The organism is Caldicellulosiruptor acetigenus (genome assembly GCF_026914305.1).
GTDB classification, from domain to species: Bacteria; Bacillota; Thermoanaerobacteria; order Caldicellulosiruptorales; family Caldicellulosiruptoraceae; genus Caldicellulosiruptor; species Caldicellulosiruptor acetigenus.
The window spans coordinates 653625-670254 of the sequence record NZ_CP113866.1; the positions used below are offsets into that span (position 1 = coordinate 653625).

The 16630-nt window shown below is 38.5% G+C and carries 15 protein-coding genes; all 15 read left to right on the plus strand.

The window, feature by feature from the left end; all coding sequences use genetic code 11:
• Nucleotides 1-7: 7 nt before the first annotated feature.
• The 15 genes from dnaX (at nucleotide 8) to OTK01_RS03175 (ending at nucleotide 16625) form a co-directional block, all read left to right on the plus strand.
• Nucleotides 8-1612: a DNA polymerase III subunit gamma/tau gene (gene dnaX, locus OTK01_RS03105; protein ID WP_029228826.1), complete on the plus strand. Its 1605-nt coding sequence runs from the start codon at nucleotides 8-10 to the stop codon at nucleotides 1610-1612.
• A 14-nt stretch (nucleotides 1613-1626) separates the two neighbouring features.
• Nucleotides 1627-2709 carry a DUF362 domain-containing protein gene (locus OTK01_RS03110; RefSeq protein WP_029228827.1) on the plus strand — a complete coding sequence of 361 codons (1083 nt, stop codon included), beginning with the start codon at nucleotides 1627-1629 and terminating at the stop codon, nucleotides 2707-2709.
• 287 nt (nucleotides 2710-2996) lie between these two features.
• On the plus strand, nucleotides 2997-3542 hold the full coding sequence (hpf, locus tag OTK01_RS03115) for a ribosome hibernation-promoting factor, HPF/YfiA family (RefSeq protein ID WP_029228828.1): 546 nt from the start codon (nucleotides 2997-2999) through the stop codon (nucleotides 3540-3542).
• A gap of 158 nt (nucleotides 3543-3700) precedes the next feature.
• The gene (gene secA / locus OTK01_RS03120) at nucleotides 3701-6247 is read left to right on the plus strand and encodes a preprotein translocase subunit SecA (protein ID WP_029228829.1); all 2547 of its coding nucleotides are present in this window, start codon (nucleotides 3701-3703) and stop codon (nucleotides 6245-6247) included.
• A 41-nt stretch (nucleotides 6248-6288) separates the two neighbouring features.
• Nucleotides 6289-7408, plus strand: a protein-coding gene (prfB, locus tag OTK01_RS03125) for a peptide chain release factor 2 (protein ID WP_156844452.1) whose coding sequence is annotated in 2 segments (ribosomal slippage) — nucleotides 6289-6363 and nucleotides 6365-7408 — 1119 coding nt in all. Because the reading frame shifts where the segments join, the coding sequence is not laid out codon by codon here.
• Nucleotides 7405-7854, plus strand: coding sequence for a chemotaxis protein CheW (locus OTK01_RS03130; RefSeq protein WP_029228830.1), 450 nt, complete (start codon nucleotides 7405-7407; stop codon nucleotides 7852-7854). The genes prfB and OTK01_RS03130 overlap by 4 nt, the downstream gene beginning before the upstream one ends.
• Before the next feature lie 75 nt (nucleotides 7855-7929).
• Nucleotides 7930-9249: a sensor histidine kinase gene (locus OTK01_RS03135; RefSeq protein WP_029228831.1), complete on the plus strand. Its 1320-nt coding sequence runs from the start codon at nucleotides 7930-7932 to the stop codon at nucleotides 9247-9249.
• A gap of 16 nt (nucleotides 9250-9265) precedes the next feature.
• Entirely contained in the window at nucleotides 9266-10453 is a 1188-nt protein-coding gene (locus OTK01_RS03140; protein ID WP_029228832.1) for a response regulator, read from the plus strand.
• Between the two features lie 21 nt (nucleotides 10454-10474).
• The gene (locus tag OTK01_RS03145) at nucleotides 10475-11518 is read left to right on the plus strand and encodes a response regulator (RefSeq protein WP_029228833.1); all 1044 of its coding nucleotides are present in this window, start codon (nucleotides 10475-10477) and stop codon (nucleotides 11516-11518) included.
• An 89-nt stretch (nucleotides 11519-11607) separates the two neighbouring features.
• Nucleotides 11608-12900, plus strand: coding sequence for a 3-isopropylmalate dehydratase large subunit (gene leuC / locus OTK01_RS03150; protein WP_029228834.1), 1293 nt, complete (start codon nucleotides 11608-11610; stop codon nucleotides 12898-12900).
• Complete coding sequence (gene leuD, locus OTK01_RS03155; protein WP_013431873.1) at nucleotides 12897-13397, plus strand: 3-isopropylmalate dehydratase small subunit; 501 nt, start codon at nucleotides 12897-12899, stop codon at nucleotides 13395-13397. Before leuC ends, leuD begins: the two co-directional genes overlap by 4 nt.
• Nucleotides 13390-14457, plus strand: a complete 1068-nt coding sequence (gene leuB, locus OTK01_RS03160; protein WP_029228835.1) for a 3-isopropylmalate dehydrogenase — start codon at nucleotides 13390-13392, stop codon at nucleotides 14455-14457. The genes leuD and leuB overlap by 8 nt, the downstream gene beginning before the upstream one ends.
• Nucleotides 14458-14569: 112 nt before the next feature.
• Entirely contained in the window at nucleotides 14570-15700 is a 1131-nt protein-coding gene (locus OTK01_RS03165; protein WP_029228836.1) for an aldo/keto reductase, read from the plus strand.
• Nucleotides 15701-15830: 130 nt separating this feature from the next.
• Nucleotides 15831-16121, plus strand: coding sequence for a 30S ribosomal protein S6 (gene rpsF, locus OTK01_RS03170; RefSeq protein ID WP_029228837.1), 291 nt, complete (start codon nucleotides 15831-15833; stop codon nucleotides 16119-16121).
• A gap of 15 nt (nucleotides 16122-16136) precedes the next feature.
• Nucleotides 16137-16625 carry a single-stranded DNA-binding protein gene (locus OTK01_RS03175; RefSeq protein WP_014043005.1) on the plus strand — a complete coding sequence of 163 codons (489 nt, stop codon included), beginning with the start codon at nucleotides 16137-16139 and terminating at the stop codon, nucleotides 16623-16625.
• Nucleotides 16626-16630 lie beyond the last annotated feature (5 nt).

A 16630-nucleotide genomic window follows, 5' to 3' on the forward strand; every position in this document is an offset into this window, starting at 1 on the left:
GATGAGTATGCACATAGCACTTTACAGAAAATACAGACCAAAAGTGTTTGAAGATGTGGTTGCTCAGGAGCATATAACCAAAACATTAAAAAACCAGATAAAACAGGACAAAGTGGCACACGCGTACATCTTTTGCGGCCCGCGAGGTACTGGCAAGACAACAACCGCAAAGATAATGTCAAGAGCTGTGAACTGTTTGAATCCCAAGGATGGAAATCCATGCAACGAATGCGAAGTTTGCAGGAGTATCTTGGACGAAAAGACGCTTGACGTTTTGGAGATTGACGCTGCATCAAACACAAGTGTCAATGACGTGAGGCAAATCAGAGACGAGGTCAGATACCCACCTTCTATGTGCAAAAAGAAAGTGTATATAATAGACGAGGTTCACATGCTCTCAACGGGGGCTTTCAACGCGCTTTTAAAAACCCTTGAAGAGCCCCCTTCCCATGCACTTTTTATTCTGGCAACCACAGATATCCAGAAAGTGCCTGCAACCATCTTGTCCAGGTGTCAAAGGTTTGATTTCAAAAGGATTTCTGTAAAAGACATATATGAAAGGCTAAAAAAGATTGTTCAGATGGAAAATATATCAATTGACGATAATGCCCTGTATTTGATTTCACAAAAGGCAGAAGGTGCTCTGAGGGATGCTTTGACCATATTAGAAAGGTGCATAAATACATCTGATGAACATATAACCTACAAGTTTGTTGCAAACCTTTTGGGTGTTACATCAACCGAGATAGTAAAAGAGTTTATTGCTTCTATTGTAGAAAATGATTCAAACAAAGGACTTAAAGTGGTAAACAGGCTTTGGGATGAAGGAATGGATGTCAATACCTTTTTAGAAGAGGCTGTGAAGCTTTTGAGAAGTGCACTTATTTTGCGACTTGGCGCAAAAGATGTTTTAGTTGACATGCTTGAAAGTGATAAAGATTTTGTCATGAACATCTCAAACCTTATTGATTCAAACAGGCTTGTATCAATTATAAAGATGCTTATTGACACTGCCAACCAGGTACGCTGGACAAGATTTCCAAAGGTTTTGCTTGAAATAAACACAATAAAGCTTTGCGACAGCCAGTTTGACACCTCATTTGAAACGCTCATTGAGAGAGTGCGAAAACTTGAGACAAGGCTATCACAGCTTGCCGAAAATCCCAAAGCTTTTGAAGCTGTAAAGCTTGACAAGGCTTCATCCACAAAACAAGAGCAAAAGACAGCGCATACAGCTGACAAAAGCGCAGAAGGTGTAGATAGCAGTGCATCTTTTTCGTGGTCTGAGATTTTAAGAAGGTGGCAGGAGATAAAAGAGGCTATCAAGGAGGAAAAGCCGGGACTTTCACATGTTCTTCAAAATGCCAGCCTGAGGTTTGAAAATGGTGTGAAGGTATGTTTCAAGCAGGAAGATAGTGTGTTTGCAGATGTTTTGAGCAGAAACATAGAGTATTTTAAATCGGTTTTGAAAAGAATTGTAGGATATGAAGGTGAGGTCTCTGTTGAGGTTGAAAAGGAAAAGCCTTTGAAGGAAGATGCTGTATCTGACCAGGATATAATAAACAAGCTCAAGGACATCTTTCCTGACACAGAGATTACTGTAAAAGAGTGAAAGGAAGAAGCGATATGAACAACAACATTTACATTATCTACGGTAAAGATGCTAAATCTATGACAAAACAGCTTCTTGAGTATGCCGATGTGGAAAGATATATTCCTATAAAGAGCAAAATTGCTATAAAACCCAACTTGGTTGTTGCAAAGCCGTACACCTCAGGTGCGACAACAAACCCATACATTGTTGAAGGAATCATAGAGTACTTGAGGGAAAATGGGTTTGAAAACATTGCAATTTTAGAGGGTGCATGGCTTGGCGCTTCCACAAAAAGGGCGTTTGAAGTTTGTGGGTATACTGAGATTGCAAAAAAGTATGGTGTAAAGCTCATTGACACAAAAGACGATAGGCCTTTGAAGGTAAATGTTGATGGGTTTGAACTTAACATTTGTAGCAAGGTTTATGAATATGACTTTTTAATAAACGTTCCGCTTTTGAAAGGGCACTGCCAGACACAACTTACCTGTGCTTTGAAAAATCTCAAAGGGCTCATTCCTGACAGTGAAAAGAGAAGGTTTCATACACTTGGTCTTCACAAACCAATTGCATATTTGAACAAAGCAATAAAGACCCATCTTGTAGTGGTAGACAGTATTATGCCAGACCCTGACTTTGAAGAGGGAGGAAATCCTGTTGAGAAGGATTTTATAGTCCTTGGCTTTGACCCGGTTCTGATTGACAGCTTTGCCGCCGAGCATCTGGGATACAACCCATATGACATTGAATACATAAGCTTGGCAGAAAAATTGGGAGTTGGAAAAGCCGGTGAGTATAATATCATAGAAATAAATCCTGAGAAAAAACCAACCGGATTTTCAAAGAGGTCCTCTATTGTTTCAAGATACGCGAAGTATATTGAAGAAAAAGATGCATGTTCAGTCTGCTATGCAAATTTAATAAGTAGCCTTATGAGACTTGATGAGCAAGGGCTTTTGAAAAAACTTTCAAAAAAACTGTATATTGGCCAGGGCTATAAAGGAAAAGCTATGGATGGAATAGGAATTGGAAGCTGCACAAAAGCTTTTAATGTGTGCAAACTTGGATGTCCTCCAAAGTCAAACGAGATTGTTGAGTTTTTAAAACAAAATTTATAGAAAATATTCATGCTCAGGGCACATGCATGTTAAAGAAGATGTGTGTGCCTTTTTTGTTTGCTTAAAAAATAGAAAGTAACTTTTCAACACCCTGAGAAGCTTGGGAAATAACATATCCACAGAGTTATCCACATTATCCACAGCTTAAGTTTTAACAGAATGGATATTTGGCTATTGTGAATTGTGGATAGTTTTGTGGAAAAAATTTTTGTGTAAATAAGTCGAATTTGGTGGTATATATATAATATCAAAACAAAACCTTCTACATAGAAAGGATGGTCAATATGATGAACTTTATTATCAGTGGCAAGAACATTGAAGTAACAGATGCACTAAAAGAGAGGATTGAAAAGAAACTTTCAAAACTTGAGAGGTATATCAAACTTAACACTGATGTTCATGTAACTTTGAGTGTTGAGAAGATTTCACACATAGTTGAAGTGACAATACCATTCCATGGAATGATTTTGAGAGCTGAAGAGAGAAGCAACGATATGTACAGTGCCATAGATTTGGTTGTTGACACCTTGGAAAGGCAAATTCGAAAGTTCAAAACAAAGATAGCAAAAAGGGCAAAAGATGCAGAGTCTTTGCGATACATGACATTCGAATTAGAAGAGCCTGAAAAAGAAGCTGGAGAAGAAAATGGTGAGTTTAGAATTGCCAAGACAAAGAGGTTTCCAATAAAGCCAATGAGCGTGGAAGAGGCTATTTTGCAGATGAATTTGCTTGGTCATAACTTCTTTGTATTTTTGAATCAGGACACAGATAAGGTGAATGTGGTGTATAAAAGAAACGACGGTGCGTATGGTTTAATTGAACCTGAATATTAAAAGTTTTTTTAAACAAAAGAAAAAATTAAGAGCATCACTGCCCCCGCTCAAGGCAAGAATTTGTCTTGAGCGGATTTTTGTTTGAATATATCTTCAAGAAGTGATAAAATAATTATTTGAACTGTCCAAAAATTTTTGAAAAAATCGAGGGTGGAAACATGTTAAAAATAATTGAAAAGCTGATAGGAAGCTACAGCGAAAGAGAGATAAAAAAAATCTTGCCAATAGTTGATAAGATAGAATCACTTGCATCGGAATATGAGAGATTAACAGATGCAGAGCTGAGGCAAAAGACAGACATATTCAAACAGAGGTTAAAAAACGGCGAGACTTTGGACGATATCCTGCCAGAAGCGTTTGCAGCTGTGCGAGAGGCTGCTTGGCGGACTTTAAAGATGCGCCATTTCAGAGTTCAGTTAATTGGTGGAATAGTTTTGCACCAGGGCAGGATTGCAGAGATGAAAACTGGTGAAGGTAAAACCCTTGTGGCAACTCTACCTGCGTACTTGAACGCTTTAGAGGGCAAGGGTGTTCATATAGTAACTGTTAATGACTACTTGGCAAAAAGAGACGCTGAGTGGATGGGACCTATTTACAATTTCTTGGGACTTTCTGTTGGTGTTATAGTCCATGGCCTGACACATGAAGAGAGGAAAAAAGCTTATAGCTGTGATATTACCTATGGTACAAACAACGAGTTTGGGTTTGATTACTTGCGTGACAACATGGCAATTTACAAAGAAGAACTTGTGCAAAGAGAGCTAAACTATGCAATAATCGACGAGGTTGACTCAATCTTGATTGACGAGGCAAGAACGCCTCTTATCATCTCAGGTCCTGCTGAAAAGTCAACAGACCTTTACAAAAGAGCAGACAATTTCGTAAGAAGACTAAAACCTCTTTATTATAACAGTGATGATGACAAGCAAATGCCAGATACCACTGGCTATGACTATATAGTAAACGAGAAAAGACACACAGTTTCGCTCACAGAAGAGGGTATCAAGAAAGCCGAGAAATATTTTGGTGTCACAAACTTGGCTGACCCGGAAAATGCAACCCTTCACCACCACATTATCCAGGCACTAAAAGCTCACGCGCTCATGAAAAGAGACAGGGACTATGTTGTAAAAGATGGCCAAGTAATCATCGTTGATGAGTTCACAGGAAGATTGATGTACGGCCGAAGGTTTTCGGAAGGGCTTCACCAGGCCATTGAAGCAAAAGAAGGCGTGAGGATAGAAAGAGAAAGCAAAACCTTGGCAACAATTACCTTCCAGAACTATTTCAGGCTGTACAAAAAACTTGCTGGTATGACAGGTACTGCAAAGACAGAAGAGCAGGAGTTTAGAGAAATCTATAAGCTTGATGTCATAGAAATTCCTACGCACAAACCAATGATAAGAATTGACCATCCTGACAAGGTTTACAAGACAGAAAAGGCAAAGTTTGAGGCGATTGTTCAGGAGATTGTTGAGACTCACAAAAAAGGTCAGCCTGTTTTGGTTGGCACAGTGTCAATTGAGAAGTCTGAGATGCTGAGCGAGATGCTCAAAAAACATGGTATAAAACATGAGGTTTTAAACGCAAAACACCACGAAAAAGAGGCTATGATAATTGCAAAGGCTGGTCAAAAAGGTGCTGTGACAATTGCAACCAACATGGCAGGCCGTGGAACAGACATTGTTTTAGGCGAAGGTGTTGCTGAGCTTGGCGGGCTGAAAGTAATTGGTACAGAGAGGCATGAGAGCAGGCGAATAGACAACCAGCTCCGAGGAAGAGCCGGCCGTCAGGGTGACCCAGGCGAGTCAAGGTTTTATGTATCGCTTGAGGACGATTTGATGAGACTTTTCGGGTCTGAGAGGATTAAAAACCTTGTTGAGTCGCTGGGCTTGCCTGATGACCAGCCGATTGAACACAAGCTCTTGTCTGATGCCATTGAAAAGGCGCAAAAGAGGGTTGAAGCACGAAACTTTGAGATACGAAAACATCTTTTGCAATTTGACGATGTTTTGAACAAGCAAAGAGAGATAATATACTCACAAAGGCGCAAGGTTTTAGAAGGCGAGAACTTAAGGGATTCTATCCTTGGCATGATAGATGAGCTTGTGGATTACAAGATAAAGGTGTACACAGGCGAAAGTCCTCATCCTGAAGACTGGGATATAAAAGGTCTTTTGCAGGATTTGAAGTTTATATTCTTGGATAGTGAGCTTTCTGAGCAGGATGCAAAAAATATGACAAAACAGGAGCTAAAAGAAAAGCTCATCTCAATTGCAAAAGAAAAATATGAGAAGAAAGAACAAGAAGTTGGCGAGCTTATGCGCGAGCTTGAAAGGGTTGTGCTTTTGCGAGTTGTTGACATGCACTGGATGGAACACATAGATGCAGTAGAACAGCTGAGAGAAGGCATATCTCTTCGCGCGATTGGTCAAAAAGACCCAATAGTTGAGTTCAGGTTCGAAGCGTTTGAAATGTTTGATGAAATGATAAAGAGAATCCAGGAGGAAACAATAAAGATTATACTTCATGCAAATGTTGAAAATATGCCTCAAAGAGAAAGAGTTGTTAAAGAGATGTATGAAAATGCGCCATCAGACACACCTGTGAGAAAACCTGTTGTGAAAACACAGAAGGTTGGAAGAAACGACCCATGTCCTTGCGGGAGCGGCAAAAAATACAAAAAATGCTGCGGTGCAGTGTGATTTTTTTTAAAAATCATTAGTGAGAGGAGTGGTCTTAAAATATGCTTTTGCTTGAAGAAATTTTGCAGAGGTTAGAGAAGGCAGAAGAAGACCTCAAGGAAATGAGGGTTTCTCTTTGACATCGACAGGCTGGAAAGTGAGCTAAAATCGTTGGAGAGTGAGACTTCGAGTCCTGATTTCTGGCAGGATTTAGAGAACTCTCAAAAAGTTTTACAGAAAATAAAAAGGCTAAAGGACAAAATAGAGAGGTTCCAAAAACTATATTCGCAGTGTGAAGACTTAAAAGTGCTGACAGAGCTGAGCTTGGATGAAGGAAACCATGAGATGGCAGAAGAGCTTGAAAAAGAGCTTTTGGACCTTGAGAGGAAAATAGAGGATTTCAAGATAGAGGTCCTTTTAAACGGTCCATATGACAAAAACAATGCAATACTCTCAATTCATGCGGGTGCAGGTGGCACAGAAGCTCAGGACTGGGCAGAGATGCTGCTTAGGATGTACACCCGCTGGGCAGCAAAAAAAGGCTACAAGGTTGAAACTTTAGACATTCTGCCGGGGGAAGAGGCAGGCATTAAAAGTGTCACAGTTCGCATAGTTGGTGAGAATGCCTATGGGTATCTGAAAGCTGAAAAAGGAGTTCACAGGCTTGTGAGGATTTCGCCGTTTGATGCAGCAGGAAGAAGACATACTTCCTTTGCAGCGGTTGAGGTCCTGCCCGAGGTTGAAGATGACACCGACATTGAGATAAAGGAAGAAGACCTTGAGATAGACACGTTCAGAGCATCTGGGGCAGGTGGCCAGCATGTTAACAAGACAGAGTCGGCTGTTAGAATAAAGCACATTCCAACAGGTATTGTTGTGACGTGCCAGAATGAGAGGTCCCAGCACAAGAATAGGGAAATTGCTCTCAAAATCTTAAAAGCAAAACTTTTAGAGCTCAAAGAAAAGGAAAGAAGAGAGAAGATTCAAAAACTAAAAGGGGAACAGACAGAAATTGGCTGGGGAAATCAAATAAGGTCTTATGTATTTTGCCCGTATACTTTGGTAAAAGACCACAGGACAGAAGCAGAAGTAGGGAATGTTGAGGCAGTAATGGACGGTGAGATAGATGTCTTCATAAATGCGTACCTCAAGAAATTTAGAAACGAGGAGGAAGTAGCGTGAGGCAGTATGTCATTTTCAATGTAGGAGACTACAGCTTTGGGGTTGACATACTTGAGATTGTTGAGATTATAAAGCCAAACAAGATTGTAAAGGTACCAAGTATGCCTCAGCATGTCGAAGGCATCATTGATGTGAGAGGCACATCTGTCCCGGTTTACAACCTTGCAAAACGGCTTGAGATTGACTCAAAAGTAGAGTCGCAGAAAATCATCATTGTAGAGCTTTCTAAATTCCAGCTTGGTTTTTTGGTTGATGATGTCTCTGAGATACTCAAAATTGAAGATGACAAGATTGAAAAGGCAAGTGAGAGCATCAGGGGAATCAAGCGAAAATTCATTGACTCAATTGCGCGTGTGGGAGATGATATGATTATCATTCTTGACCTTAAAAATGTGCTTACAATGGAAGAGGAAGAAAATATACAGGAGTTTATAAAAAATTCATAAAGGGTATATATAGAGTGAGGGAAAACTTAGCGCCTCACTCTATTTTTTTGTTTATTTTTTAAGAGGTGAGAAAAGATGAGAATATTGATTGTAGATGACTCACCTTTCATTGTTAAGCAAATAGAAGGTATTATTAAGTCTATGGAGATGAAATGTGATATATTTGCTGCTGAAAATGGTGAGAAAGCTATTGAGATGGTAAGTCAAAACGAGTTTGATTTAGTGTTGTTGGACATTGTTTTACCTGATATAAATGGGTTAGAGGTTCTCAAATTTATAAGAAGAGTCAAAGATTACGGTGAAGTTTTTGTGATTGTTATGACATCGCTTGAAAGCGATGAGGTGTTGGAAGAAAGTTTTAACCGTGGCGCTAATGACTTTATCAGAAAACCTATCAAACCTATTGAGTTGTCATCACGGCTTAGGGCTATTGTTAGAATGAAAAATTATCAATACCTCTATAAAATGTCACTTGAAGATTTAAAAGAAAAGAACAACCAGCTTATCGAACTTACTGCTAAGTTAAAACAAACCCAGGATTTTTTGGTCCAAAGCGAAAAGATGTCAGCCATTGGTCAACTTGCAGCCGGTGTTGCCCATGAGATTAACAATCCTTTGGGCTTTGTAATTACCAATATAGAGGTTCTCCAAAAATACTTTGACAAGATTGTCGATATAGTAAACAGATATAACAAATTTATCCAGATCCTGAATGACCCTAAAACACAAGTCAGTTCAATAGGAAATCTCATCAATGAGGTAGAAGATTTAAAAAAGAAATACAGAATTGAATTCATTTTAGAAGATATACCTCAGCTTCTGAAAGAGACACAGGAAGGACTGCAAAGGGTGTCGCAGATTGTTCAATCGCTCAAAAGATTTGCACGCAGTGGTCTTGAGAATAAAAAGACGTTTGAAGATTTGAACGATATTATAGAAGAAACCTTGCTGATTGCCAGAAACGAGCTAAAATACGATGTTGAGGTAATTAAAGAGTATGGTGAAAATTGTCATGCGTATGTCAACCGTGGAGAGATAGGACAGGTGGTGTTAAATATTTTGATGAATGCAGCTCAGGCTATAAAAGGTCAGCAAAACAGAACAGAAAAAGGACATATTTACATAAAAACGTGGTGTGACTCTGAGTATGTTTACTGTTCTATAAAAGATGATGGTCCAGGGATTAAGAAGATATATCTTTCAAGAATTTTTGAACCGTTTTTCACTACAAAAGATGTTGGCAAAGGTACAGGACTTGGTTTGAGTATATCCTATGATATCATTGTTAACAAACATGGTGGAAGTATTTGGGCAGAGAGTGAAGAAGGCAAAGGAGCAAATTTTATTTTCAAGATACCTATAAATGTTCAGATTCCAGAGAAAAGTGAAAATTAAAAAAGTGGTGGTATTTATGAGAAAGTCAATTTTATTTGTTGACGATGAAAAGAATATATTAAAAGCACTTTATAGAGTCTTTTGTGAAGAGGATTACAACCTGTTCTTTGCAGAAAATGCTAAAGAGGCATTGGATGTTTTAGAATCCAATGATATAAATATTATAATAACTGACTTTAGAATGCCTGGGATGTCTGGTTATGACCTGCTGAAGATTGTTAAAGAAAAATATCCTCAGGTAATAAGAATTATTTTAAGTGGATACGCAGATGAAAATATTGTCTTTAAGGCTCTGCAGACAAATGTTGCAAAGGTTTATATCTTAAAACCGTGGAATAATGATAAATTAAAAGAGATTATTGTAAATGTTAGTGAATTAGAAGACAAAATGAGAGAAAAAAGATGTTTAGAAATAATTAATAATATTGATTATCTACCAACCCTTAAAAATCTTTACAACACGATTTGCAAAGTCATCGAAAATGAGGATGATATCAATAAAGTAGTAAAGAGTATCGAACAAGACCCAGCAATAGCTTCCAAGATTTTGCAGATTGCAAACTCGGCTTTCTACAATCTGAAAACTGCATCTGTGAAGCAAGCTGTTGTTTATTTAGGGCTGGTAAATGTCAGAAACATAGTGTTAAATGCAGCTGTATTTGAATGTCTTGGCGAAAGTGATTATAAGGCTTTGCTTTGGGAGCATGCAAATCTTGCTAATAAGATTTTCTATTATATCTATGAAAGGATACTTGGGAAAAAAGTTCAGGATTCGTTTGCATCTGCAGGACTTTTGCACGGAATTGGTCAGATACTTCTTTTAAAACTTTTCCCGCAAAAATATAAAGAGTATAGAAAAAGGTTAATATATTCAGACCAGTATATAGACTTTGAGGAGTTAGAAAAAGAAATCTTTGGTTTTACTCACACAGAACTTGGTGCAGTGTTATTAAGTTGGTGGGATATCCCTTTGCCGGTGGTCGAAGCAGCATTTTACCATCACAGACCTGATAGTAGCAATATAATAAACAGAGAAGTTGTATGTGCAGTAAATATAGCGTGTTATTTGGCCTGGGACTTGGCTGGAGTCAAACAATCCGAGGAATATGTAAATTATAGTAAGGAGTTTCTAAAATTTAACTGTGAGAGTTGGGTAGATTTAAAACAGCTGTGTAAAAGTTTGTTTAACAAGCAAGAAGACTAAGTGTAAAGGGTGTGTTAAAGCATGGGTCAGTATACAGTGCTGTTTGTGGATGATGAGGAAAATATTTTACGTTCAATAAAAAGAGCACTTATGGATGAGGAATACAGATGTCTTTTTGCAAATAGTGGTAATGAAGCTTTGCAAATACTTGAAAAAGAAAAAGTGAATGTAATTGTTGCCGACATGAAAATGCCAGAAATGGATGGACTTACTCTTCTCAAAATTGTCAAGCAAAAGTATCCAAAAGTTGTTAGAGTAGTTCTTTCAGGCTTTACTCATCTGCCTCAGGTATTAGCAGCTATAAATCAAGCAGATATATACAGGTTTATAACCAAGCCCTGGAGTATAGAAGATGAACTGAAAGTTGCCATAAATCAGGCGTTAGAATATTATAAGATTCAAGAAGAAAAGGAACAACTTACAAAGGCATTAGAAAAGAGAAATGAGATGTATCAGAATTTGCTTAAAACCATCAACAACAAAATGCAAGAGATTAACAATAATAACGAAATTTTACGTGAAATCATCAATTCGATAATTTCTTTTTTTATTCAACTATGTAAAACGCAGAAAAGTATTGATAATTTAATAGATGTCATGTTGAATGCAAAAAATTTATTGTCAAGGTTTATACTCATTATGCCAATATCAACTGAAAAGTTTTCTCCAACAAGATTAAAAAAAGACCTCGAGAAAGATTTATCTAAGCCTGATAAAATGCTCAACAGTATTGTTATTAACATAGATTCCAATTGTCGAAATATAATTTTCGAAAGTTGGTATAGCATAATATTATTTACAGTTGGAGAAATCATTGAATGGATAGGAAAGAACAATATAGTAGAAACCATCAAGCTAATGGTCAGTTGCAATGAAGAGAATAATAAATTTGTTATTACAATTCCTATTTCAGACAGTATAGATGAAAATCTTGCAATGTTTTTGATTGTCTTAAAGTTTTTCACATCAAAGTTTGAAGGAAATATCAGGCTTGATAAAGTCAATGGACAAAACTCAATAATAATAGAATTTGGAATGAAAACTGCTGAAAAAATCGTTAATTGAAATTATGATGAAAACAAATTTTGTGAAGAAAAAGGTGAAAAGAGGAAGTATAATAAATAAAAAACTGTAGTATGAGGTGAAAATAGAAAATGGCAAAACCGATGACAATGTCCCAGAAGATTTTGGCGTATCATGCAGGAAAAGAATATGTTGAGCCGGGTGATTTGATTTTTGCAAATGTTGACCTTGTTCTGGGGAATGACGTTACAACACCTGTTGCAATAAAGGAGTTTGAAAAGATAGGGATTGACAAGGTTTTTGACAAAGATAAAATTGCAATAGTTCCCGACCATTTTACTCCAAACAAAGACATAAAGTCTGCTCAGCAGTGCAAGATGGTTCGAGAGTTTGCTAAAAAGTATGAGATTACAAATTACTTTGAAGTTGGCGAGATGGGCATTGAACATGCACTCTTGCCAGAAAAAGGACTTGTTGTGCCGGGTGATTTGGTTATTGGTGCAGACTCTCATACATGCACATATGGTGCTCTTGGCAGTTTCTCAACAGGAATTGGTTCGACTGACATGGCATGTGCAATGGCAACAGGCAAGTGCTGGTTCAAAGTTCCAGAGGCCATCAAGTTTGTCCTCTACGGCAAGAAAACTGGCTGGACATCAGGCAAAGATATCATCCTTCACATTATCGGTATGATAGGTGTTGATGGTGCACTTTACAAGTCAATGGAATACACGGGTGAAGGTTTAAAATCACTTTCGATGGATGACAGGTTCACTATCGCTAACATGGCAATTGAAGCAGGTGCGAAAAATGGCATATTTGAGGTTGATGAAAAGACAATTGAGTATGTAAAACAGCACTCTACAAAACCTTATAAGATATTCAAGGCAGACGAGGATGCAGAGTATTCACAGGTCTTTGAGATTGATATTTCAAAAATTAGACCCACAGTTGCCTTCCCACACCTTCCAGAGAACACAAAAACAATAGATGAGATAACAGAAAAGATTTATATTGACCAAGTTGTGATTGGCTCTTGTACAAACGGCAGAATTGAAGATTTGAGGATTGCAGCAAAAATCTTAAAAGGAAGAAAGGTTAAAAAAGGGCTCAGATGTATCATATTCCCCGCAACACAGAATATATACAAACAGGCATTAAAAGAGGGGCTCATTGAGATATTTATTGACGCTGGATGTGTTGTTTCAACACCCACTTGCGGTCCATGTCTTGGCGGACACATGGGAATTTTGGCAGATGGTGAGAAGGCTCTTGCTACAACAAATAGAAACTTTGTTGGCAGGATGGGTCATCCAAATAGTGAGGTTTATCTGTCATCGCCTGCAATTGCAGCAGCATCAGCAGTTTTAGGCTACATTGGCTCACCTGAAGAGCTTGGTATGAAGGGAGATGAAGAACAATGATTTTCAAAGGAAAAGCTCACAAGTATTATGATAACATTGACACAGACGTTATTATTCCTGCAAGATATCTTAACACATCTGACCCGGCTGAACTTGCAAAACACTGTTTGGAGGATTTAGACAAAGAGTTTGTGAACAAGGTTCAAAAAGGTGACATTTTGGTTGCAGGTAAGAACTTTGGCTGTGGTTCGTCAAGAGAGCATGCGCCAATTGCAATAAAAGCATGTGGAGTATCTTGTGTTATTGCAAAGTCGTTTGCAAGGATATTTTACAGAAATGCTATAAACATTGGTCTTCCAATTGTTGAGTGCGAAGAGGCAGTAGATGGAATAGAAGCTGGTGATGAGGTTGAAGTTGACCTTGTAACAGGTAGCATAAAAAATCTTACAAAGAACAAAGAGTTCAAGGCAAAGCCGTTTCCTGAGTTCATGCAAAATATCATGAAAGCAGGCGGGCTTATAGAGTTTGTAAAAGGAGAGTTGAAAAAAGATGCATAGGATAGCTGTAATTCCTGGTGATGGAATAGGTCCTGAGGTAATCGAGCAAGCACTACTTGTTCTTGACAAGGTATCTTCAAAGTTTGGAGTTAAATTTGAGTATATCTTCATTGACGCTGGCGGATGTGCAATTGACAAGTATGGTGTGCCAATTAAAGATGAAGATTTGGAACTGGTAAAAAAATGTGAGGCAACACTCTTGGGTGCTGTTGGAGGACCAAAATGGGATGGTCTCCCAGGGAATTTACGACCTGAACAGGCTCTTTTAAAACTCAGAGGGGGACTAAAAGTTTATGCAAACCTGCGACCTGCTGTGCTGTATGATGAGTTAAAAGATTCATCCCCTCTCAAAAAAGAGATTGTATCAAGAGGCATTGATATTCTGGTTGTCAGAGAGCTAATTGGTGGCATGTACTTTGGTCCAAAGGGAAGAGAAGTAAAAAATGGCGATGAAGTGGCTTATGACACAGAGGTGTATTCAAAAAGTGAAGTTAGAAGAATTGCAAAGGTTGCGTTTGAAGCTGCCAGAAAGAGAAGGAAAAAGGTAACCTCTGTTGACAAGGCAAACATCTTGGAGTCTTCAAGGCTCTGGAGAGAAACTGTTGAAGAGGTTGCAAAAGATTATCCTGATGTTGCGCTAAATCACATGTATGTTGACAATGCATCAATGCAGCTTGTAAAAGACCCATCGCAGTTTGATGTTATACTTACTTCCAACATGTTCGGTGACATTTTGTCTGATGAGGCATCAATGATTGTAGGGTCGATTGGGATGCTTGCCTCTGCCTCACTTGGCGACAACAAGGTGGGGCTTTACGAGCCAATTCACGGCACAGCACCGGACATTGCAGGACAAGATTTGGCAAATCCGATTGCAACAATTTTGTCTTCTGCGATGATGCTGCGTTACAGCTTTGACATGGAAGATGCTGCAAAGGCTATAGAAAATGCTGTGAAGATTGCTCTCAAAGAAGGGTATAGAACAAGAGATATCTACACAGAAAATTGCAAACTTGTTGGAACAAAGCAGATGGGAAAAATTATTTGTGAAAATATCTAAAAGCTGCAGAGAATTTTCTGCAGCTTTTTTGTGTTTATAATCTCTCTTAAATAAGGTAAAATATTAACATAACACATTTTTAAATAAACCATACACTGGAGGGGTTTTTGAAATGAAGTACAGACCCTTTGGGAAAACAGGCTTTATGGTATCTGCTCTTGGATTTGGTGCAATGAGGTTACCAATCTTGGATGGTGACTATTCGAAGATTGATGAAGAAAAAGCAACCCAAATGCTGCATTTTGCAATCGACAATGGAATCAATTACATTGACACAGCGTATGTGTACCATGGTGGCAACAGCGAGGTTGTTGTTGGTAAAGCTTTGAAAGGGGGATATAGAGAAAAGGTTAAGATTGCAACAAAACTTCCTGTTTGGCAGGTAAATAATTTTGATGATGCTGACAGAATTTTGGATGAGCAGCTAAAAAGACTTGATACAAGCTATATTGACTTTTATCTTTTGCATGCTCTCAACAAAGACCACTGGAAGAAGCTAAAAGGGATGAACATCTTCAAGTGGATTGAAAAGGTGCTTCTTGAGGGTAAAATAAAATATATTGGGTTTTCGTTCCATGACGATGTAGGTACATTCAAAGAGATTGTTGACAGCTACCCCTGGACGTTCTGCCAGATACAGTACAACATCCTCAACCGAAACTATCAGGCAGGAGAAGAGGGTCTCAAATATGCAGCTGCAAAAGGATTGGCAGTTGTCATTATGGAACCGCTTTTGGGTGGAAGGCTTGCAAAAGAGCCGCCTCAAGAGATAAGACAGCTTTGGGAGAAGGCAACGGTTAAAAGAACACCTGTTGAGTGGGCACTTTCGTGGCTCTGGAACCAAAAAGAGGTATCAGTTGTGCTAAGCGGTATGAGCACTCTTGATCAGGTAAAAGAAAATATTGAATATGCAAGCAAATATGAAGTGGGAAGTTTAACTGATGAGGAACTTGAGCTTATTGAAAAGGTTGCGCAAAAGTATAATGAACTGAGAAAAGTCAACTGTACAGAGTGCAAATACTGTATGCCATGTCCACAGGGTGTTAATATCCCATGGAATTTTAGCATTTACAATCAGGCAAGCATGTATAACATGTATCAGGAGATGAAAAATGATTATGCAAAGAAAGAAAAAGAAAGAGCAGAAAATTGTGTTGAGTGTGGTGTTTGCGAGACAAAATGTCCACAGAACCTTCCAATAAGAGAGATCCTAAAAGAGGTTCACGCATATTTTTCAAAATAAAAATAGGTTATTTACTTTAAAGTGCATTTTATGATAAAATACTGCATGTTGTGGGAAGATAAAAATTCTTTCTTCCCTTGCTCCCAAAAGGTGATTTGGGGGCCATATGTCTATAAGGGAGGTGAAAGCTGTGGTTGAGAGAAAGTATGAAACAGTATTTATTATAAGCCCCACACTTGACGATGAGGCAAGAAATAGCCTTATCGAAAAGTTCAAAAACCTTATCTCAAGCAATGGCCAGCTTCTTACAGTTGAAGAGTGGGGGAAAAGAAGGCTTGCATACAAGATAGACAAGCACGCAGAAGGTTATTATGTGCTGATGCAATTTATAAGCAAGCCTGAGTTCCCACGCGAGCTTGAGAGGGTTTACAGAATTACAGACGGGGTTATTAGGTTCTTGATTGTAAAGCTTGAAAAATAAGAGGGGGCGGCTTTTTTGAATAAGGTTATTTTAATGGGTCGCCTCACGCGCGACCCAGAGTTTAGGCTTACTGCCAACAATACCCCCGTTGCAAACTTCACGCTTGCTGTCAACAGACGTTTTAAACGCGAAAATGACCAGGATGCCGATTTTATTCCCATTGTTGCGTGGAGCAGGCTTGCCGAGTTCTCAAAAAACTATCTAAAAAAAGGAAGGCAAGTTGTGGTAATAGGAAGGCTTCAGCTTCGCACGTGGGATGATGAGGCAAATAGGCGTCACTACATCACCGAGGTTGTGGCGGAAGAGATTTACTTTGCAGAACCAAAACCTAAGGATGTGCCGGTTGACAGCGAAGCAGAGGTAAAAGAAGACATTATTTTGCCTGACTTAGATGAAGAGACAATTGATGATAGTGAACTTGAAAAGTTTTTTGAAGAGGATGTAAAAATTCCATCAAAAAACAATGATGTTGATGAGGGTATAGAAGACGACCTGCCATTTTAGATAAA